Annotated in this window: 18 protein-coding genes; 7 read left to right on the top strand and 11 right to left on the bottom strand. The window is 37.5% G+C overall.

Features of this window, described 5'->3' with window-relative positions; translation table 11 throughout:
- Nucleotides 1-272: 272 nt before the first annotated feature.
- Nucleotides 273-743 (bottom strand): thioredoxin-dependent thiol peroxidase, encoded by a 471-nt coding sequence (bcp, locus tag LIZ98_RS09225; RefSeq protein WP_227139887.1) that lies wholly within the window; start codon nucleotides 741-743, stop codon nucleotides 273-275.
- 575 nt (nucleotides 744-1,318) lie between these two features.
- Between bcp and LIZ98_RS09220 the strand changes: the two genes are divergently transcribed.
- Both LIZ98_RS09220 and LIZ98_RS09215 read left to right on the top strand, forming a co-directional pair.
- Nucleotides 1,319-1,729, top strand: a complete 411-nt coding sequence (locus LIZ98_RS09220; protein ID WP_034768690.1) for an ion channel — start codon at nucleotides 1,319-1,321, stop codon at nucleotides 1,727-1,729.
- A 293-nt stretch (nucleotides 1,730-2,022) separates the two neighbouring features.
- On the top strand, nucleotides 2,023-3,081 hold the full coding sequence (locus LIZ98_RS09215; RefSeq protein ID WP_041845746.1) for an FUSC family protein: 1,059 nt from the start codon (nucleotides 2,023-2,025) through the stop codon (nucleotides 3,079-3,081).
- A gap of 133 nt (nucleotides 3,082-3,214) precedes the next feature.
- Here LIZ98_RS09215 and pdxK read toward each other — a convergent pair whose 3' ends face one another.
- On the bottom strand, nucleotides 3,215-4,054 hold the full coding sequence (pdxK, locus tag LIZ98_RS09210) for a pyridoxine/pyridoxal/pyridoxamine kinase (RefSeq protein WP_227139886.1): 840 nt from the start codon (nucleotides 4,052-4,054) through the stop codon (nucleotides 3,215-3,217).
- Nucleotides 4,055-4,432: 378 nt separating this feature from the next.
- Between pdxK and orr the strand changes: the two genes are divergently transcribed.
- Nucleotides 4,433-5,566: an ornithine racemase Orr gene (orr, locus tag LIZ98_RS09205; RefSeq protein ID WP_227139885.1), complete on the top strand. Its 1,134-nt coding sequence runs from the start codon at nucleotides 4,433-4,435 to the stop codon at nucleotides 5,564-5,566.
- A gap of 94 nt (nucleotides 5,567-5,660) precedes the next feature.
- Here the strand turns inward: orr and LIZ98_RS09200 are convergent, their stop codons facing one another.
- The 5 genes from LIZ98_RS09200 to mutY all read right to left on the bottom strand — a co-directional run bounded on the left by LIZ98_RS09200 (nucleotide 5,661) and on the right by mutY (nucleotide 10,893).
- Nucleotides 5,661-7,406 carry an ABC transporter ATP-binding protein gene (locus tag LIZ98_RS09200; RefSeq protein ID WP_227139884.1) on the bottom strand — a complete coding sequence of 582 codons (1,746 nt, stop codon included), beginning with the start codon at nucleotides 7,404-7,406 and terminating at the stop codon, nucleotides 5,661-5,663.
- A 249-nt stretch (nucleotides 7,407-7,655) separates the two neighbouring features.
- The gene (gene ntdP / locus LIZ98_RS09195) at nucleotides 7,656-8,189 is read right to left on the bottom strand and encodes a nucleoside tri-diphosphate phosphatase (protein ID WP_227139883.1); all 534 of its coding nucleotides are present in this window, start codon (nucleotides 8,187-8,189) and stop codon (nucleotides 7,656-7,658) included.
- A gap of 357 nt (nucleotides 8,190-8,546) precedes the next feature.
- Nucleotides 8,547-8,786 (bottom strand): gamma-type small acid-soluble spore protein, encoded by a 240-nt coding sequence (locus LIZ98_RS09190; RefSeq protein WP_034768680.1) that lies wholly within the window; start codon nucleotides 8,784-8,786, stop codon nucleotides 8,547-8,549.
- 205 nt (nucleotides 8,787-8,991) lie between these two features.
- On the bottom strand, nucleotides 8,992-9,741 hold the full coding sequence (fabL, locus tag LIZ98_RS09185; protein WP_227139882.1) for an enoyl-[acyl-carrier-protein] reductase FabL: 750 nt from the start codon (nucleotides 9,739-9,741) through the stop codon (nucleotides 8,992-8,994).
- Between the two features lie 54 nt (nucleotides 9,742-9,795).
- The gene (gene mutY, locus LIZ98_RS09180; RefSeq protein WP_227139881.1) at nucleotides 9,796-10,893 is read right to left on the bottom strand and encodes an A/G-specific adenine glycosylase; all 1,098 of its coding nucleotides are present in this window, start codon (nucleotides 10,891-10,893) and stop codon (nucleotides 9,796-9,798) included.
- Nucleotides 10,894-11,101: 208 nt separating this feature from the next.
- Here mutY and LIZ98_RS09175 point away from each other — a divergent pair, with 208 nt between their 5' ends.
- Nucleotides 11,102-12,082 (top strand): metal-dependent hydrolase, encoded by a 981-nt coding sequence (locus LIZ98_RS09175; RefSeq protein ID WP_227139880.1) that lies wholly within the window; start codon nucleotides 11,102-11,104, stop codon nucleotides 12,080-12,082.
- Between the two features lie 181 nt (nucleotides 12,083-12,263).
- Nucleotides 12,264-12,431 carry a small, acid-soluble spore protein K gene (locus LIZ98_RS09170; RefSeq protein WP_041903067.1) on the top strand — a complete coding sequence of 56 codons (168 nt, stop codon included), beginning with the start codon at nucleotides 12,264-12,266 and terminating at the stop codon, nucleotides 12,429-12,431.
- 123 nt (nucleotides 12,432-12,554) lie between these two features.
- On the opposite strand, the gene LIZ98_RS09165 is transcribed toward LIZ98_RS09170, so the two are convergent.
- Both LIZ98_RS09165 and recX read right to left on the bottom strand, forming a co-directional pair.
- The gene (locus tag LIZ98_RS09165; protein ID WP_227139879.1) at nucleotides 12,555-12,875 is read right to left on the bottom strand and encodes a YfhH family protein; all 321 of its coding nucleotides are present in this window, start codon (nucleotides 12,873-12,875) and stop codon (nucleotides 12,555-12,557) included.
- A gap of 59 nt (nucleotides 12,876-12,934) precedes the next feature.
- Nucleotides 12,935-13,768, bottom strand: coding sequence for a recombination regulator RecX (recX, locus tag LIZ98_RS09160; protein ID WP_227139878.1), 834 nt, complete (start codon nucleotides 13,766-13,768; stop codon nucleotides 12,935-12,937).
- A 134-nt stretch (nucleotides 13,769-13,902) separates the two neighbouring features.
- On the opposite strand from recX, the gene LIZ98_RS09155 reads away from it, so the two are divergent.
- Nucleotides 13,903-14,013: a YfhE family protein gene (locus LIZ98_RS09155; protein ID WP_072012641.1), complete on the top strand. Its 111-nt coding sequence runs from the start codon at nucleotides 13,903-13,905 to the stop codon at nucleotides 14,011-14,013.
- A 104-nt stretch (nucleotides 14,014-14,117) separates the two neighbouring features.
- Entirely contained in the window at nucleotides 14,118-14,309 is a 192-nt protein-coding gene (locus LIZ98_RS09150) for a YfhD family protein (RefSeq protein WP_034768673.1), read from the top strand.
- A 499-nt stretch (nucleotides 14,310-14,808) separates the two neighbouring features.
- Here the strand turns inward: LIZ98_RS09150 and LIZ98_RS09145 are convergent, their stop codons facing one another.
- Entirely contained in the window at nucleotides 14,809-16,266 is a 1,458-nt protein-coding gene (locus LIZ98_RS09145; RefSeq protein ID WP_041844800.1) for an alanine/glycine:cation symporter family protein, read from the bottom strand.
- A gap of 565 nt (nucleotides 16,267-16,831) precedes the next feature.
- Nucleotides 16,832-18,211, bottom strand: coding sequence for a Na+/H+ antiporter NhaC (gene nhaC, locus LIZ98_RS09140; protein WP_227139877.1), 1,380 nt, complete (start codon nucleotides 18,209-18,211; stop codon nucleotides 16,832-16,834).
- Nucleotides 18,212-18,721: the final 510 nt, after the last annotated feature.

The following is an 18,721-nucleotide window of genomic DNA, read 5'->3' as shown; positions in this document are numbered from 1 at the left end:
ATTCCAGTGAAGCTTTCCTTATGCACTTATACTTAATTCTTAAAATTTCCAACTATGTCGAATTTGCTTCTTTGCTGGAATTTATACATTCTTAGCGTATAAGAAAAACCGGCAAAATGCTTTAATGATTTTGCCGGCAGATTTAGAGTGAAATTCCATGAGGAGGTATGCCCTACTTTACTATATGCACTGTCCGTATACTTGCATGGATGAATGCCTTGTTTACATAAAACAGGCTCATGACTAACTCCCTGCTCTCTGCCGTTAGAAAATTATGCCAAATTGTTTTTAATAAATTGCAATGCTTCTTCAACATGACCTTGCACTTTCACTTTTCGCCATTCCTTAACGAGAACGCCATCCTTATCAATAATAAATGTCGAACGTTCAATACCAAAGCCGACTTTCCCGAAAACATTTTTTTCTTTCCATACACCGAATTGTTCACTTAATTTATGATCTTCATCTGCTAATAACAAAAAGGGCAACCCATGTTTTTCAATAAATTTTTGGTGCTTTTCGAGCGGGTCGGCACTTACTCCCAAAATAACTGCATTTACATCTGCAAAATCTTGATGATAATCACGGAAATCACAGGCTTCTGTCGTACACCCCGGGGTCATATCTTTTGGATAAAAATATAGAACTACATGTTTGCCGCGGAAATCAGATAATTTCACCTTATCGCCATTACTTGCTAACAGTTCAAAATCAGGTACTTTTTCTCCAATTGCAATTGTCATCTTACGTCCCTCCATATTCACCTTCTAAGCATTAGATTAAAACAAACCCTTGAATAAAACAACTAAAACATCCTGTCTTTTCCTCTTTGACATTTTTCAGAGCGGACAAGCGTATATTATAAGAAAAGCGGAGAGCGCCCGCTCAGCGACGTACAAACTGGAGCGCCCCGCAATAAGATATAGGAAACACGGCGAGGCACGAGCCGATGTTGACTTATCGTAGTGAAGCTACTACTTGAGCGAACTTCATGAGTAATCTTCCATGAAATACTTCATGAAGCTTTGCGACGAGCTGAACATCCGCTTCCTCGAATAGGCTATGGCGCAGGAGCACATTAAAGGGGAGCTAGTTTCTCAGTCGCTGGCGCTCGGAGCTAGACAATAAAACTAATCCCAAGCTAATTACTTGTATTTTAAAACTTTCTTATTCTATAAAAAAGGGAACAGTTCCCATTTATCCCACTTAACGACGAGACAAACTCCCACCTCACTCGAATTTTGCAGCGGGAGTCCTCGACTTATCGTTAAATTTGTGATATAATCAAATCTTTAATTAAGTTACGGATGTGATCAAAATGCTTGGATATCTATTATTATTTGTTATTATATTTATAATCACGTCGAGTTTAAGAACTTTATTTGTTCCTACTGCTTTACAGGAGAAATATTTATCCTGGGAAAGTTTTATCTATTTAATTTTTATATTTTCGACCATTTTTCTTGGTTTTGGTCTTATTTATTTTATCTTTATTCAAAACGGTTTTACCATTTTGCTTGTAAACGGGAATGAAGTAAAAGATACGATAACTTCACTGCATACATGTTTTTACTTCAGTGGGCTTACTTTATTCTCAGTCGGCTATGGAGATGTTGTTCCGGTCGGTATAGGGAGGGGAATTGCGATTATTGAAGCATTGATTGGGTATACCGTTCCAGCTTCCTTTATCGTCAGAACGGTCGTCGATTTTAGGAAAGAACGGGGATAATTGGTTAAATTCAAGTTCTGGATTACACACTTAATCTGCTTCCGGACATCCTTAGCTACTATTCAAGTTATCGATTCACTCACTTTCATTGTTGTAGACATCTTTTGCCAATAATTGGTAAAATTCAGGTCCGGATGCAGTTGTTTAAAAATATATGTTTTGCCTATTGTTATTGACCCACAAGTACACTACAATTTTTCAAGGATAGTAAACTTATGTGGATGCATCTCTCATATAAAGAATTCCACAATTTTTTAAGAATAGTAAACTTCTAATAAGAAGGGGTTATTTTCATGAAACTAGGTGCCCGCATTTTTAAAACGGGGTTGGCAGTCGTATTGGCTCTTATGCTTGGTGAACTATTCCATCTGCCATCACCCGTTTTCGCAGCAATTTCTGCCGTTTTTGCCATCCAGCCATCCATTTACCGGTCGTACTTAACCATTCTGGAACAAGTACAAGGAAATGTCATAGGGGCGATTATCGCTATTGTATTTGTTTTGTTATTTGGAAATCATTTTTTAATCGTTGGACTGGCAGCAATTATTCTTATTATTATCAATTTGAAATTAAAAATTGATACCGTATCATTATCGGTTGTAACCTTAATCGTTATTATGGAAACACCTCAAGATGAGTTTATTACTTTTGCGATTTTACGTTTTGCAACCATCATGCTGGGAATTTTGTCAGCTTTTATCATTAACTTGATCTTTTTACCACCCAAATATGAAACAAAACTTTATACATCCATTTCCGATATAACGAATGATATTTTAAAATGGACACGGATTACAAACCATGATGCAGTTGACCATACCTTAATAAAAAAAGAACTCGAATTATTAAAAGAACAATTTATCCATGTTGAACAAATTTATTTATTCTATAAAGAAGAAAGGACTTTTTTGAAAAAGAACAAGCGGGGGAAAATACGGAAGGTCGTTATTTACCGGCAAATGATTACAACGGCTAAAAAGGCATTGGAAATTTTGAGAAAGTTGCATCACTATCAATATGATTTTTACCAGTTACCAAAAAATATTAGGGAGCAATTATTAAGTGTAATCTCCCATTTAAATAACAATCACGAACACCTATTACTCCGATATATTGGAAAAGCAGTTCAAGTTCATACGGAAGAAATGGAAGAATACGTGGCAAAGAGAAATGAGTTACTACATTTATTTGGTGACATGCAAAAAATCAGCTCCGAACAGTTGACAATGGACCATATGTTACAATTTATGGCTACCATTCTTGATTATAACGAGCAACTCGAAAAACTGGAAATCCTTATCAGCAGTTTGCAACAATATCATCGTGAAGAAATAGAGGTTGATGTTTCATAAAAAGAAAACTTTTTAATGAAAAGTGCAAGGCGCCCGCTTAAGCGACATACGTCACTAAGTACGAGGCCTGTACTTTTCTTTTTTTTCATAAACTAAAAGGCTCTGCACCCGGTCTATACCTAATGACAGATGATTATACTGTCACTTGATTGATATCCGAAACATCGTCTTTAAACAGATTGTATGCGCCATGCATGACCGGACCGACAAAATCGTTCAATTTCCAACCATGTCGGATGGCTGCAGCAACAAATTGTTTGGCTTTGAGCACAGCTGTAAATACCTCTTCACCTTTTGCCAAGTTTGCTGTTATCGCGGCAGCAAATGTACAGCCGGCACCATGGTTATACGTTGTATCAATTTTTTCCGTTTCTAAAAGGACATACTCTTTTCCATCATAGAACAGATCCACCGCTTTTTCATGATCCAAAGTTTTCCCGCCTTTAATAACAACATTTTTTGCACCGAGGGCATGAATTTTTTCAGCCGCTTTTTTCATATCAGCTACCGTTTTAATTGGACCTACTTTTGATAATTGCCAAGCTTCAAAAAGATTCGGTGTTGTAACAAGTGCCCTCGGTAAAAGAAGCTCTCGGGAAGCATCGACCGTTTCCGGTAAAAGGACTTCATCTTCCCCTTTGCAAACCATAACCGGGTCGATGACAACATTTTTTAAGCTGTATTGGTCGATATACTTTGCTCCAAGTTGAACAATTTCAACCGAACCGAGCATACCGGTTTTCATTGCATCCAAACCAACAGAAAAGGCACACTCCAATTGTTTATCCACGATATTCGCTTCAATTGGAAAAACATTATGTTTCCACCCTTCATTCGGGTCCATTGCTACGATTGATGTAAGGGCAGTCATGCCATATGTTCCGTGTTCTTGAAATGTTTTTAAGTCCGCTTGTATTCCTGCTCCGCCACTCGTATCTGATCCGGCAAGCGTTAATGTTTTTTTCAAACTCATTGCTGTTCCCTCCTAAATCAAATCTGGTAGTATAAAAATTTCTGCGTTTTTATCCCACTCTAAACAGGGTGTTAAAACTCCCTTGGTTAAACAAAGAAGATTGATGGGAATAGTATAACACTGTTTTTTATGTAAAATAAATAAAAATACTTATCGTTTTGAGGAAAAAAACATTATTTTGGCATAATCAAGGGGAGTTCGGTCATTCGTGATACTTGTTTTGAAAGGAGCATCTTCCTTGCGTCTTTTGTAATCTCTATTCTAAAATAAAAGTAAGCCAAGTAGTGAAGAGTGGAAATGTTTCATCATTTGCTTTCCTTTTGAAATATCGATCTTGTGTTTTTACTAGTCAAGTGAGATTTAAAAGGAGGTATTTGCATGAATCCAAAAATTATCATTGACCTGAACAAATTTACGGATAATCTTGATTATATTGGCAAAAAAATGAAAGCAAAAAGTCTAACGTTAACTCATATAACCAAGGTATACGCCGCTGATCCGAAAATTGTCAAGGCAGCGGACGAAAACAAATATGTTGATTATCTAGGCGATGCTCGAATTGAAAACATTAAAAATTATCCCCAAGTCAGTAAACCAAAAATACTTATTCGTATTCCGATGCATAGTGAAATAGAGGATGTGATTCGCTATACTGATATTAGTTTCAATTCCGAAATCAGTACGATCCGTTTTTTAAACAATGAAGCAAAAAGACAAAAGAAGATCCATAAAGTTGTCCTCATGGTTGATTTAGGCGATCTTCGCGAAGGCTATTTTGATGTGAAAGAATTACATAAAGCGGTTGCCGAAATAGTGACCATGACAAATATTCAATTATTCGGGTTGGCTGTCAATTTAACCTGTTTTGGTGGCGTCATTCCTGATAAAGGTATTCTACAAAAACTTGTTGATTATAAAAATTCAATCGAGTCTTCATACGGCTTGTCACTGTCAATGATTTCCGGCGGCAACTCAAGCTCGCTTTATTTACTGGATAAAGACGGAATTCCTGAGGGCATTAATAATTTACGTTTGGGTGAAGCGATTGTCATTGGAAAGGAAACCGCTTTCGGACAATTTTATGACGAAATGCATCATGACGTATTTACCCTTTCAGCTGAATTGGTAGAAATAAAGGAAAAGCCTTCTGTACCCTTTGGAAATATCGGTATGGATGCATTTGGTCAAAAACCGGTATTTGTCGATAAGGGACAAATGCTCCGGGGAATTGTCGCAATCGGCAGACAGGACATTGATCATTTAGGTCTTGTTCCAATCGACAAAAGAATAGAAATCGTAGGGGCAAGTTCCGATCACCTTATTTTGGACTTAACAAAATGTAAAAAGGATTACAAAGTTGGAGATTCTGTGCGGTTTTATATGAATTACTCAGCATTACTTAGAGCTTTTACAAGTAAATATGTAAATCGGGCATACATTCAACAACAATACAACAGGCGGAACTTCTTTTACAAAAAAGGAGACAGGCCAATTGTACTTTGTCACCATTAACAAGGATAGCGGGGCTTTGTTCAACCTTTTGCAATTGAAATTAATCATTGCCCGCTTACTCTATCAATCTGCCAAAATACGAGAACCTGTCTTCTCAATCAAATTGTTGAACCGTAAATAAATCATAATAATGACCTTTTTTCGCCATCAATTCATCGTGCATTCCTTTCTCGACAATGTTTCCATGCTCGATAAGGACGATACAATCAGCATGGGTAATTGTTGACAATCGGTGGGCAACAATTAAAGTCGTCCGTTCTCTCGCTAAATTATCCAATGCTTCCTGAATCAAGTGTTCGCTTTCCAAGTCTAGTGCAGAAGTGGCTTCATCCAATACTATTATTGGCGGATTTTTCAAAAAAACTCGAGCGATCGCGATTCGCTGTTTTTGCCCACCAGATAATTTCACGCCTCTCTCCCCGACCTTTGTATCGAATCCTTGAGGTAAATTCATAATAAAATCGTAGGCATTGGCAAGTTTTGCAGCATGAATCACTTCCTCATCCGTTGCATCCGGTTTCCCCAATAAAATATTTTCTTTTACCGTATCACTGAATAAAATGCTGTCCTGGAGAACCATTCCAATTTGATCCCGCAAGTCCTTCACTTTCAAATCACGAACATCTGTACCGTCAAGTAAAATTCTCCCTTCCGTTACATCATAAAATCGTGGCAGCAGACTGACTAAAGTGGATTTGCCGCCCCCACTCATGCCGACAAAAGCAACCGTTTGTCCCTTTGTTATTTGTAAGTTAATATGATTAAGTACGGGTCGCTCTGTTTTTTCATAGGCAAAAGAAACTGAGTCAAACTCAATATTTCCCTCCGTTTTCTTAATCGGCTTTGCATCTATCTTATCAACGATGTCATACTCTTCGTCCAGCAAGTGAAAAACGCGATCCATTGATGCAATTGCTTGGGTTAATGTTGTCGATGAGTTGACGAGTCTTCGAAGTGGATTATAGAGTCGGTCAATATAACCAATAAAAGCAACCATTGTGCCAACCGTTAAATTTCCCTGAATGACTTCATAACTCGCAAAAGCAATTATCAAGAGCGGTGAAATATCCGTAATCGTATTGACAACAGCAAACGCTTTTGCATTCCAGCTTGTATGTTTTATCGCTCGATGTAAGAAATTGTTATTCGTTTTATAAAATCGTTTTTTCTCATGTTCTTCAATGGCAAAACTTTTAATAACGGAAACGCCTTGAACACGTTCATGCAAATATCCTTGAACTTCAGCTAAAGCTTGTGATCGTTCCCGAGTTAACTTCCTCAAATTCCCAAAGAAGTATTTGACGGAAAAACCATAAAACGGAAACATAAGTAAGGAGATTAGTGATAATTTTACATTCATTGTGAACATAATCGTTACTGTAATCAGAATAGTCGCCAAGTCTATCCATACATTCATAAGACCGGTTACGACAAAATCCTTTGTTTGTTCGACATCGTTTATGACCCTGGAAATAATTTCTCCGGTCTTCTTATTTGAATAATATTTTAATCCCAGTTTTTGCAAATGTGCATATAACTTTTCACGAATATCAAATAACACTTTATTTGCGGTCCATTGGGCAAAGTATTGGCGATAATATTCTACCGGTGGACGTAAAAAAATAAAAATAAGTGCCATTAGTCCCATTGCTATCCCTAATTGAGAAAATTTTTCCTGTTTCGATAAAGCTTCATTAACAATGACATCATCAATCAAATATTTCGATAGTAGCGGAATTAGTAACGGTATGGCGAATTTAATCACACCGATAAACAGTGTTGCAATGATTTGAACTCGATACGGTTTCACGAATTGCATGTACCGTTTGATACTCCCCATTTTTCTCTCTCCCTAAAAATCATTCCACGTCAATCCCACTCCTACAAAAGCAAACGAAAATGACTAATATTGTTTCTTTCAAAACGAATCCGAATCAACCATTTATTGATTCGGTTCTTGAATTTTCAGTATTTAAAAATGCATTTTTTCCCATCTGATCAACCGTTGTGGTATGGTGTGAAGAAAACAATACCCTTTTATTCTACTAACAAAAATTTTCAAGAACTTTTTTAACCAACCGAGTTCTTATTAAAAACTTCTATATGTTAAAAATCGTTCATACCATTGATCAACAAAATCCGGTGCAAATGGTCCTTTTTTTTGACGAATCCAATCAATTAATTTCTCCATATTTGCTTTCAAAATTTTATCGATAACATCCGGGTATCCCATTAATTTTCGGTGTTCTTCATATTCATCTTCATCAAGTAAAACATAAGTCATATCCGGAAATACTTTTATATCTAAGTCATAATCGATATATTTTAATGCTTCATCATCGAACACAAATGGTGAACTTAAATTACAATAATAGTGAATTCCGTCTTCTCGAAGCATGCCTAAAATATTAAACCAATATTGGGAATGGTAATAACAAATCGCCGGTTCTCTCGTGATCCAAGTTCGTCCATCTGATTCTGTTACCATTGTTCGATCATTTCCCCCAATGACGACTGTGTTTGTTCCTTTTAACACCGTTGTTTCTTCCCATATGCGATGAATATGTCCATTATGTTTATAACTATGTATTTGGATTGTTTCTCCTTCCATGGGAACTCCCATTTTTAATCCCTACTTTCTACATCCCGCTCAAGTTTTCTATCTGACAATAAAATAATTGTTTCCAATTTATATTCGTTATTTTTATATTATAACGTTTCAGCCAAATTTTTAAAACCGGGATATAAAGAAAACTCGGGCGTCCGAGACTTTAGGCGAGAGCAGAGCCGTAGTTCAGCGAAAAAACATTTTCGCTTGCGAGGTAATGCTACCGAAGTCTTTCAGTGCACTTATGCGTTAGGAGAGTAGAAATTAAAAAATTTCTACTTTCCTATTAGCCAAAAAAGGTGCTCCGATAATGAAGCACCTTTTGGAACTTATAAGGGGTTGGTTCTTTATGGTTCACCCTAGATGTATATGTTATGAATTTTTATTTTTTTTAGCCTCTGCTTGTTGATTTTGACGACGTACTTCTTGTGCATTCGTTTCACTAGCAAACTCAGTACCAAATTGACCTTGTCCACCTTGTGCAGATTGAGCATTTTGTTGTCTTACTTTTTGTACATTCGTTTCACTAGCAAACTCGGTACCGAATTGACTTTGTCCGCCTTGTGCAGATTGAAAATTTGTACCAGCTTGTGTTTTATTGTTTTTTGCCATCTGTTATCACCTCCACGTTCTTAACATATCCAAGTGGAGGGATAAGTATCCAAAGATTTTGTGGAAATTTATGGAATTGCCAATGAAATGACGATTTCACTTTTTAAATTACCAAAAATTTATTTTTCCGGCATTTCTACACCTATAGAACGCATTGAAAAATACGGCAATGTTTTCTTCATGAAACATCCATGGCAAAAAATATTTAAACTAACAGTGATCTTCCACCGTCAACGATCAACGTTTGCCCACGAATCATGGATGATTGATCGGATATGAAAAACATAATTGCATTGACCATATCATCCATCTCCACCATTCTTCCGGCCGGCGTGTTTTTTCTGGCATCTTCCAGCAATTCCTCTCGGTTTGGGAAATGTTGAAGTGCTTCTGTATCTATCGCACCCCCGGAAACGGCATTCACAACAATATTTTTCGGTGCCAATTCAACAGCCAAATAACGGGTTAATGCTTCGAGGGCTGCTTTTGAAACACCGACAAGTGTGTAGTTTTCCAAATAACGGATGGAACCAATCGAACTAATACTGACTATTTTGCCGCCACCGTTCCGTTCCATTAATTTTGCCGCTTCTTGCGCACAAAACAGCAGTGCCTTACTATTTATATTCATTGTCCAGTTCCAATGGGTTTCTTCAATCTCCATTACCGGACGTAAAACACCGGAAGCTGCATTATTAATAAGGACATCCAGACGGCCAAATGTTTCATCAATCGTTTGAAACATTGCTTTGATTTTATCTACATCCCCTACATGGGCTCTGACAACAAGCGCTTTTCTCCCCATTTGTTCAATTTCTTTAGCCGTTTCCTCTGCAGCCGATTTACTGCGAACATAATTAATGACAATATCATAACCTTCTTCTGCCAAGCGGAGAGCTGTTTTTTTGCCGATCCCGCGGCTGGCCCCGGTTACTAATGCTACTTTGTTCGACATATACTCATTCCTTTCTAAAGTAAATATTGTGGGACATTACATGTGGACGCATACTTATATAGCGATCTTCTTTTTATACTCTTTCCACATCTTTTGATACGGAACCGGAAACGGATATTCATCTACTTCCTCAAAAGCCACAACTTTCATATTTTGTGGCAACTTCCCCTTTACCAAGCCGACAAATGCATGAATCTTCCATGTTAAATGAGAGAATACATGCTCAACAACACATAATGGTTCCAATAAATCCACGTTTGCCCCATACTTGTCCAACCATTCATTTTCAAAATCGATAATCATATTTTTCTTTCCGCTAATAACTTCTTCGTTTGGAAATTCCCAAAGACTTGCCAACAATCCTTCATCAGGGCGTTTACGAATAACGACTTTTCCTCTTTCATCCAGCAAAATTGCTGCAACATACTGAACGGTCCTTCCCTTTTTCTGTTTGCTTTTTATCGGAAGCCTCGTTTCTGTACCATGTTGAAAGGCACGGCAATGGTCACGAACCGGACATAACAAACAGTCCGGTGAAGTCGGTTTACAAATCAATGCACCGAGTTCCATCAACCCTTGATTGAAACTGGACGGATCTTCACGGGAAATGATCTCTTCCACTAATTCTTCAAAAAGCTTTCTTGTCCTTACCTTTATAATATCATCCTCAATTTCAAAAATCCGGGATAATACCCGCATCACATTGCCGTCAACAGCCGGAATCGGTTTGTCATAAGCAATACTTAAAACGGCTCCGGTCGTATAAGGTCCGACCCCTTTTAACTTACTGAACGATTTTTTCTCATCAGGGACAACCCCGCCGTATTGAGTTTGCACCTCCTTTACCGCTGCTTGTAGATTTTTTACACGTGAGTAATAGCCTAATCCTTCCCACGTCTTCAATAGCTCTTGTTCATCCGCATTAGCTAATTCTTCGATATTCGGATATTTCTCAATAAAGCGGTAAAAGTAAGGGATCACCGTATCGACCCGGGTTTGCTGTAACATGACCTCTGACACCCAAATCTTATAAGGGTCCTTATCTGCACGCCACGGAAGGTTCCGCTTTTCCTCTTGGAACCATTCAATTAAAGATTTTTGAAATTCCTCTATGTTAAAATTTTTTAAAAGCACGGATACTCTTTCATTCACAGCTTGTCCTCCACATGATAAAATCTAATTAAGAATTGATTAAAATAAAATTTGTATATAATGCTTTCTTTGAATTATGCTAAAAATAATCATACCATTTTTAATAAAATTTAGCTGAATTTGTTATTCGCACAAAATTTATTTGATATGGTACATATATTAATCGTATGCTTGTCATCTAAAGAGTTATCATACTGGAGGTATTTTTGTGGATACTGGTACACATTTTGTCATGGGTATTGCCCTTGGTGGATTGGCCACCATTGATCCGGTTGTATTCAATCATCCTGAGACCTATCAATCCGTTTTGATCGCAACGATTGTCGGTTCACAAATTCCGGATATTGATACAGTATTAAAATTACGTAATAATGCGATATATATCCGAAATCATCGCGGTATTACTCATTCAATTCCCGCAGTTGTTTTGTGGCCGATCATCATAGCCTTACTATTGTATTTATTTTATCCTGAAGTTAATCTGCTGCATGTTTGGTTATGGACTTTTCTTGCTGTTTTCTTGCATGTATTTGTTGATATTTTCAATGCCTATGGGACCCAAGCTTTACGTCCGTTTTCCTCCAAATGGGTTGCACTCGGTTGGATTAACACGTTCGATCCGTTTATTTTCGGCATTCATGCACTCGGTATCGTATTCTGGATATTCGGAAGTGATCCAAGGGTAGTCTTTTCTACTATGTACATTGTCTTGATTGGCTATTATTTGTACCGGTACTCTATAAGGAAAACATTAGTATCTGTAATTAAAAAACGAATTCCCGATACAGAACAAGTCATCTTAAGTCCAACGATGAAATTTTTTCAATGGCGTATTGCCGTTATTACTAAAAACAGATTTTATGTTGCTTATGCCTATCAAAGCAGTTTTACAATCGTAGATGAATTTGAGCGAATTCCTTTACCGGATACACCGGTTATGAATACAGCTATTAAAGATACTAATGTCGCCGCCTTCCTTTCTTTTTCACCGGTTTATCGCTGGGAGATTGAGGAAGGAAACAATTATATTGAAGTTCGTTTCATCGATTTACGCTATCGCAGTAAAGATCATTACCCGTTTTTTGCTGTTGTTAAGATGGACCATAATATGAACATTCTAACTTCATATACCGGTTGGATTTATAGCAAAGAAAAAATTCGCAAAAAGCTAGAAATCCTTCCCCAATAATTCCTAAAAAATTGTCGCAAATGAAATCTTTTTTTAGCCATACTAATAGTGCGTATTATTTTGCGCACTATTTTTTCTGTTTAGTTTAACGTGATTTGTCAAAAACTCTATACCATTATATGTAAATTTATTGTTTTCGGCAACAAGTGCGGTAAATAACATCCTTATAGGAGGAATAACAATGGTACGTAACAAGGAAAGAGGGTTCCCCAATCAAAAGGACCAAAAATTGGAAGGCATGCCCCGTGCACAAGCAAGATTTGCCTCATTAAGGGCAGACGGGACGATCAATACAAGACCACAGGAACGGATGCACGCCTCAAATCAAAGAGAAAGAGACGATTCATAGCTCTTGAAAACGAAAACGGGAGTCCAGGAAGTGCGGGCTCCCTCCAGTTAATCTTCATGCTCATCTTTTACTCCACTATGCTGCTTCCATATAAATCGGCCCGTCCAGTAAGTTTAGTGAACATTATTTTACTTTTTCCAAAAGCGAAATCGGAATTCCTTCTTCTTTTCCTTCACCATTCAGACGATTTCCCCAAGCAAAGAAACCTTTCAAATATTTTATTCGGAAGTATGTATCCCGTTCATTACGTAGCCGATAGATTTCACCCTTTTTAAAATCTTCCGGGTTCAGTAAATAACACTCAGCCATCAAAGCTTTCCTTTCAAGCACGGCAAATTCATTTATAATACCGAGCTGCTCTGCTTTCCTTGCCTGCTCCCTTAAATGTGCAATTTCTTGTTTCAATTCAATTTCCGACATTTCACTATACCTTTTTTCAGTCATTGAAAACACCTTCCACATCATTTTTTGTCTTTTTTTCTGTAAACGTGCTAATACATTCTTTATTCATGATTATTTATGTCAATTCCATCAAGAAATTTTTCTATATCAGCAAGTTGGAATCCTTTACGATAAAGAAATTGCTTAACTTTCATAATCCTTTTTTCAGGTGGTACTAGTCGATATTTTTTCAACGCTTTCTCACCTTGAATTTGAATCGTTTCTTCATCACGGTGATCGGGAACATTTTCCAATGCAAGTGAAATGGCTTTCTGAATCGTTACCTGTTCAAACCCTTTCCGGACTAAAAAAATACGCAAATGACTGCTCAACTGCTTAGTGGAAACTGTTTTATTTTTCAATATTTGTTTTTCACAAAGCTTAACTGCTTTTTCCAGTTTTTCTTCATTCGTAAAAAGCGCCAATGATTCATCAATGATACTCGGATGGATTCCTTTTTTCCGCAGACCTTCTTTAATAACATTCGGACCTTTATCCGAGGTATTGATTTGTGTTTTTACAAAAGCAAGTGCAAATTCCCGATCATCTAAATATTTTTGATTCAAAAGGCGCCCAATCACTTCTTGAATTACATTTTCCTCATAACCTTTTTCCTGTAAATGTTCTTTAACTTCTTTTATCGATCTCATGCGGAATGATAAGTAATGAACAGCTTGAATGTACGCCTTTTGTATTTCCTCATTATAAAAAATTTCCGCAAGTTGTTGTTCATCCAATTCTTTCCCTTTTCGTAAATCATATTTTATTAAAATATCCTCACTGACACTAAAGGCGTATTGACCATCTTTTCCATCGTCAAAAAACACATTATAGCGATCCGTATTTCTTTTCTGAACGGTAATCTTTTTTATGATTGGCAGGATGAACACCTCCATTCATGTTTCTTTAGCACAAATGTATCATAAAATAGAAAATTTGTATGCAATTTCGCTCGTCTACGTATGCTTTGCCGGGGAATGGAAAAACTAAAAATATAGTGTGTACACGAAAACACGGAGGTGTAAAAGCGATGGCTAATCCAAAGAAAAACCGGGGAGAAGAAAAGAAACAGTTGAAAAAAGCACAGGAAATTATTTATGGTCGCGATTTTAAACGAGCTGACAGAGCTGCCCGGGAATAATAACAGACTTGCTAACACTTACCTGTCATATTCGCGAGTTACTTGGCTAATCTAAAAGATGAAGATCATTTATCTTCAAAACTCCTGACGAAAGGGGTCTCAACATGGGACGAGCTCGTGGACAAAGAACTCGCGACAAAAATAAAGCAAACTTACCTCAAGTTCCGAAAAATATGAAGTCAGATGGTCTTGATATCGAGTATGCACAGGAATTGGCGGACTTGCAAGACCGAGAAGCTATTGCGCGATCCAATGCAGCCGACAGTCGGGTAAAAGCGCGAGGAAAAAGAAAATAAATTGACTTGGAAGCCAACTTTTCGTTTTTCAAAAATTATCTATTGCTAAACAATCATAAATAGATTTATTAGGAACTCTTCTTCATCTGAAGGGTTCCCTTTCTTTTTGCTTCTATTAGATTTCACCCTTCCTGCGATAAATTTTAATGCGATTAAGAAAGTGCCATGGCGCCCGCTTAGCGTCGTACATCTTGGCCGGCTTAAATCGCACCCTCCTGTTGCAATGCCGGCCCCACTTTACCTTTTGTCATAAAAAAACTTAACACATGATCCGTTAGTAAAAACGGCGACTGCCAAGCCTTTAGGCGAAGGTAGAGCCGTAGTCAGCGAAAAAACATTTTCGCTTGCGAGGTAATGCTACCGAAGCCTCTCTAGTTGTAGCATTTTGCACTTATACTTATACTAAAATTTCCAACAACGTACAATCTTTCTCGGGAATTTATACTTTCTGGTGTAAAAAAGTAGCCAGGTTTTGTGGCTACTTGAAAGGAAATCTTGGTTAAACAGCTTCTTCTTCTTTCTTATACCCGTCTTCCCAAAAATCAGCATTCTTCACACCAAGTTTTGTTGAATTATATTCCGGGTCAAGACCTTGCTTTTTCTGTTCTTCATAATCTTTTAATGCCTGAATGGCTGGTTTGTAAAGGAATACTAAGCCGATTAAGTTAGTCCAAACCATGAAGCCGAGACCAATGTCACCCAATGTCCAAGCCAGTGTTGAAGTCCTGACCGTACCATAGAAAGTTGCCGCAATCATAGCTATTTTTAAAATCATCATCGGAATTTTTAAATTACGGCCTTTAAATAAGTAAACGACATTCGATTCAGCAATATAGTAATAAGCCATAATAGTTGTAAAGGCAAAAAAGAACAGAGCTATTGCAACAAACGGTGAGCCGAAACCAGGTAATTGACTGTCAACGGCCATTTGTGTATAAGCTGTCCCTACTTCTACACTATCACCGATATTATTGACAATAAGCGTTGACTGGTCAGATTCATATACATTATAGGAACCAGTAAATAAAATCATAAATGCAGTTGCGGAACATACGAGCAATGTGTCAATATAAATCGAAAACGCTTGAACCAATCCCTGTTTTGCAGGATGAGATACTTCAGCGGCACTGGCAGCATGCGGTCCGGTTCCTTGTCCTGCCTCATTCGAATAAATTCCGCGCTTTACTCCCCACGCGATGGCACTTCCTAAAATACCGCCAAACAATTGATCAGCACCAAATGCACTAGTAAAAATCAATTTAAAAACGCCCGGAACAGCTTCAATATTCATAAAAATGATTACGAGCGCAACAAGAATATAACCAAGAGCCATAAATGGAACAACCAATTGGGCAACATTGGCAATCCGTTTAACTCCCCCAATAATGATAACACCTAATAAAACTGCTAAAAAGATCCCCGTAATCCACGGACTAATCGAAAATGCATTATCAAACCCGGCAGAGATGGCATTTGATTGAACCCCCGGCATAAGAACAGCCATTGCTAGCAAACCGGCAACCCCAAAAATCATTCCTGCCCAACGACGATTCAAACCTTTTTCAATATAATAAGCAGGACCGCCGCGATACTCACCATCGACTTTTTCTTTATAAATTTGGCCGAGCGTAGATTCTACATATGCAGTCGCAGCTCCGAAAAAAGCGATTAACCACATCCAAAAAACAGCACCGGGACCACCATAAGCAATTGCCGTTGCTACCCCGGCAATATTGCCCGTACCGACACGACCGGATAAAGCTATAGATAATGCCTGAAATGAGGAAATTCCGGATTTTGAACTTTTTCCTTTAAACATTTGTTTGATCATGTCCCTAATTAATCTTACCTGGGCAAATTTCGTCATTAATGTAAAAATAACCCCAGCTGCAATACAGAACACAATCATTGGTGTACTCCAGAGCCAGCTATATAACGTATTAATAAAATCAGCCATTGCACTACCCCCTTGTTTTTATAAACAATACTTTTTCGAAAAATTAAAAACTTGGCGATATAATAGATTATTATAACTTATCATTTGTTATAAGACAATATGATTTTCAAATATATTTATACTCTTCTACATATTGGAAAATATCCCCAAAAAGAAAAGAGGATTTTAATTGATGGCGGAAACGGTTAAACTGAACTGCAAAAGACATACTACAAAATGAATTGAATTTGGAATTATCTTTCACTTCTTTTCAAATAAAAAAACTAGGGCGTCTATGCCTTTAGGCCACATGTGATGCGTAAGTTCACCGAAAAAATACAAAAATTTTTCGGGTACAATGCATTCGTTGAAAAAGACATTGCTTTTTCAACTACAGAGCCTATACTTTCGGTTCTTCATAGCCTTTCTTGTGAGCTTATACTTTTTCTCACTACTTCGAATTCGCATCTCTGCTGAAAATTTATAATTCTTAACATAGAACACAAGCCAAAAGCACCACAACCTTATGACAACACTTGTGTGACCAACATCCTTTCCTCCCTAGCAATCATGCATTCTTCATACCTTATTTTAAATACGTCAATGTTTTCCCGGAAATACCAAATAGTATAGATAATATTGGAGATAACCAACAAAAAATTGCAAAAGGAATATAGCTCAAAACCGGCACTTCAAGCATACTCGTAATAAAAACACCGCAAACACTCCATGGCACAAGCGGATTAATTACTGTACCAGCATCTTCTAATACACGGGACAAGTTTTTGTTTGCCAAACCAACCTTAGCAAATTGGGACTGGAACGATTCGCCGGTAAGTAAAATCGCCAAATATTGCTCACCAATCATGACATTTAGGCCAATTGCAGTCATTGCTGATGCAGTAATCACACTTCCGACATTATTTAAAAGGCCTGCAATGGATTCTATAAGTCGCGGGACAATACCAAGCGTAAAGAGCAGACCACCCATTGCTAAAGCAAGCAAAACCAGGCTTACCGTAAAAAACATGCTGCTGACGCCACCCCTTGTCAGCAGTTCATCTAGTGCTGTATTTCCGGTTTCTGACACATAGCCGTTAAACAAAACATTAAGTAAGTCTCCAATTGGCAACATTTGATTAATAAAAGAAAGAACAACGGCCAAAAGTGAACTTGCTGCCAAAGAAAGAATCGCAGGGACATTTTTTATCGAAAGGACAATTAATAAAACTAAAGGCTGCCAGCTATACCAATGAATTAGCCCTGTTGAGTACAATAAATCTTGAAAATGATCAATATTTGATAGATCCGCTTCCTCTACGGATGGGGAAACAAAAATAAAAAAGAGCAATGACAATAAAAATGCCGGTACAGTTGTCCATCCCATATTACGAATATGTTCAAACAGATCAACTTTTACAATTGTCGATGCCAAATTGGTTGTATCGGATAACGGTGACATTTTATTCCCGAAAAAAGCACCGGAAACAATGGCTCCGGCTGTGATCGCCATAGAAAGGTCGATCGTTTGGGCAATACTAATAAAAGCAACACCGATAGTCGCGACTGTCGTCAGTGAACTGCCAATACTCACGCCGACAAGTGCCGTTATTACAAACACAATGGCATAAAAATAGTGGCTCGTGGCCAGTGAAAAACCTGTAGACACTAAAGTTGGAATGGTTCCACTAATCATCCAACTTCCGATCAATAAACCGATAAACAGGAGCAATATAACCGCTCCAATACCTGCCATTGCTCCATTAATTAATCCTTCTTCCATTACTTTAAAAGGGATTTTCCTCAATAATCCATAAAATAATAAAAAGATAATAACAACTAAAATGGGGATATGCGGTGCAGCCTCGAATTTAATGATTCCAAAACTTAGTAAGAAAATACTTATTGCCGAAAGCAGCACAGCTTCTACTACAGATGGAGTATAATAGGTTTTTTTTATATTCATGCTGTTCCTCCTGAGTCGTAATTCAAATTATAATGCTACAATATTTACTTTATCACATAAAAGCGTTTAAGTGCTAAAGTTATATTTTAATATAATTTTATCTTTACAAATTGTCAAGAAGGCGTTTTTTCTCATAATTGGCAGGGTTAGCTTGTGGTTACGCGGTTGCTTGGGTTGAGCCGATTTCTCCTTGGTAGTCACTGCCAGCCCGCGAGATAGGTCTCCCCTGGTCCGCGAGACTGGCTTTATCCAATATAATGGTTCTTATGGACAAAATGTGAGGGAAATTTACTAAAACTGTCCATTAAAACAGCTCTATTAGACAAAATGCAATGCCAATCAACTGAAACTGTCCATTAAAACAGCTCTATTAGACAAAATGCAATGCCAACCTCCTAAAACTGTCCATTAAAACCACTCTTTTGGACAAAATTCAACGTCAACCTCCTAAAACTGTCCAATAAAACTACTCTTTTGGACAAAATTCAAAGCCAACCTCCTAAAACTGTC

This window comes from Caldibacillus sp. 210928-DFI.2.18, assembly GCF_020554505.1.
In the GTDB taxonomy this organism is placed as follows: Bacteria; Bacillota; Bacilli; order Bacillales; family Caldibacillaceae; genus Caldifermentibacillus; species Caldifermentibacillus hisashii.
The sequence above is the reverse complement of the archived record's forward strand: the minus strand, read 5'-3'. Positions and strand labels throughout refer to the sequence as shown.

What these genes read in the sequence shown, in the direction of transcription:
- bcp (WP_227139887.1), bottom strand. Translation starts at nt 743, where the DNA reads ATGACAATTGCAATTGGAGAAAAAGTACCTGATTTTGAACTGTTAGCA.
- LIZ98_RS09165 (WP_227139879.1), bottom strand. Translation starts at nt 12,875, where the DNA reads ATGACTGAAAAAAGGTATAGTGAAATGTCGGAAATTGAATTGAAACAA.
- nhaC (WP_227139877.1), bottom strand. Translation starts at nt 18,211, where the DNA reads ATGAATATAAAAAAAACCTATTATACTCCATCTGTAGTAGAAGCTGTG.
- LIZ98_RS09190 (WP_034768680.1), bottom strand. Translation starts at nt 8,786, where the DNA reads ATGGCAAAAAACAATAAAACACAAGCTGGTACAAATTTTCAATCTGCA.
- orr (WP_227139885.1), top strand. Translation starts at nt 4,433, where the DNA reads ATGAATCCAAAAATTATCATTGACCTGAACAAATTTACGGATAATCTT.
- LIZ98_RS09215 (WP_041845746.1), top strand. Translation starts at nt 2,023, where the DNA reads ATGAAACTAGGTGCCCGCATTTTTAAAACGGGGTTGGCAGTCGTATTG.
- fabL (WP_227139882.1), bottom strand. Translation starts at nt 9,741, where the DNA reads ATGTCGAACAAAGTAGCATTAGTAACCGGGGCCAGCCGCGGGATCGGC.
- LIZ98_RS09145 (WP_041844800.1), bottom strand. Translation starts at nt 16,266, where the DNA reads ATGGCTGATTTTATTAATACGTTATATAGCTGGCTCTGGAGTACACCA.
- LIZ98_RS09170 (WP_041903067.1), top strand. Translation starts at nt 12,264, where the DNA reads ATGGTACGTAACAAGGAAAGAGGGTTCCCCAATCAAAAGGACCAAAAA.
- LIZ98_RS09155 (WP_072012641.1), top strand. Translation starts at nt 13,903, where the DNA reads ATGGCTAATCCAAAGAAAAACCGGGGAGAAGAAAAGAAACAGTTGAAA.
- ntdP (WP_227139883.1), bottom strand. Translation starts at nt 8,189, where the DNA reads ATGGGAGTTCCCATGGAAGGAGAAACAATCCAAATACATAGTTATAAA.
- LIZ98_RS09220 (WP_034768690.1), top strand. Translation starts at nt 1,319, where the DNA reads ATGCTTGGATATCTATTATTATTTGTTATTATATTTATAATCACGTCG.
- LIZ98_RS09150 (WP_034768673.1), top strand. Translation starts at nt 14,118, where the DNA reads ATGGGACGAGCTCGTGGACAAAGAACTCGCGACAAAAATAAAGCAAAC.
- LIZ98_RS09200 (WP_227139884.1), bottom strand. Translation starts at nt 7,406, where the DNA reads ATGGGGAGTATCAAACGGTACATGCAATTCGTGAAACCGTATCGAGTT.
- recX (WP_227139878.1), bottom strand. Translation starts at nt 13,768, where the DNA reads ATGGAGGTGTTCATCCTGCCAATCATAAAAAAGATTACCGTTCAGAAA.
- pdxK (WP_227139886.1), bottom strand. Translation starts at nt 4,054, where the DNA reads ATGAGTTTGAAAAAAACATTAACGCTTGCCGGATCAGATACGAGTGGC.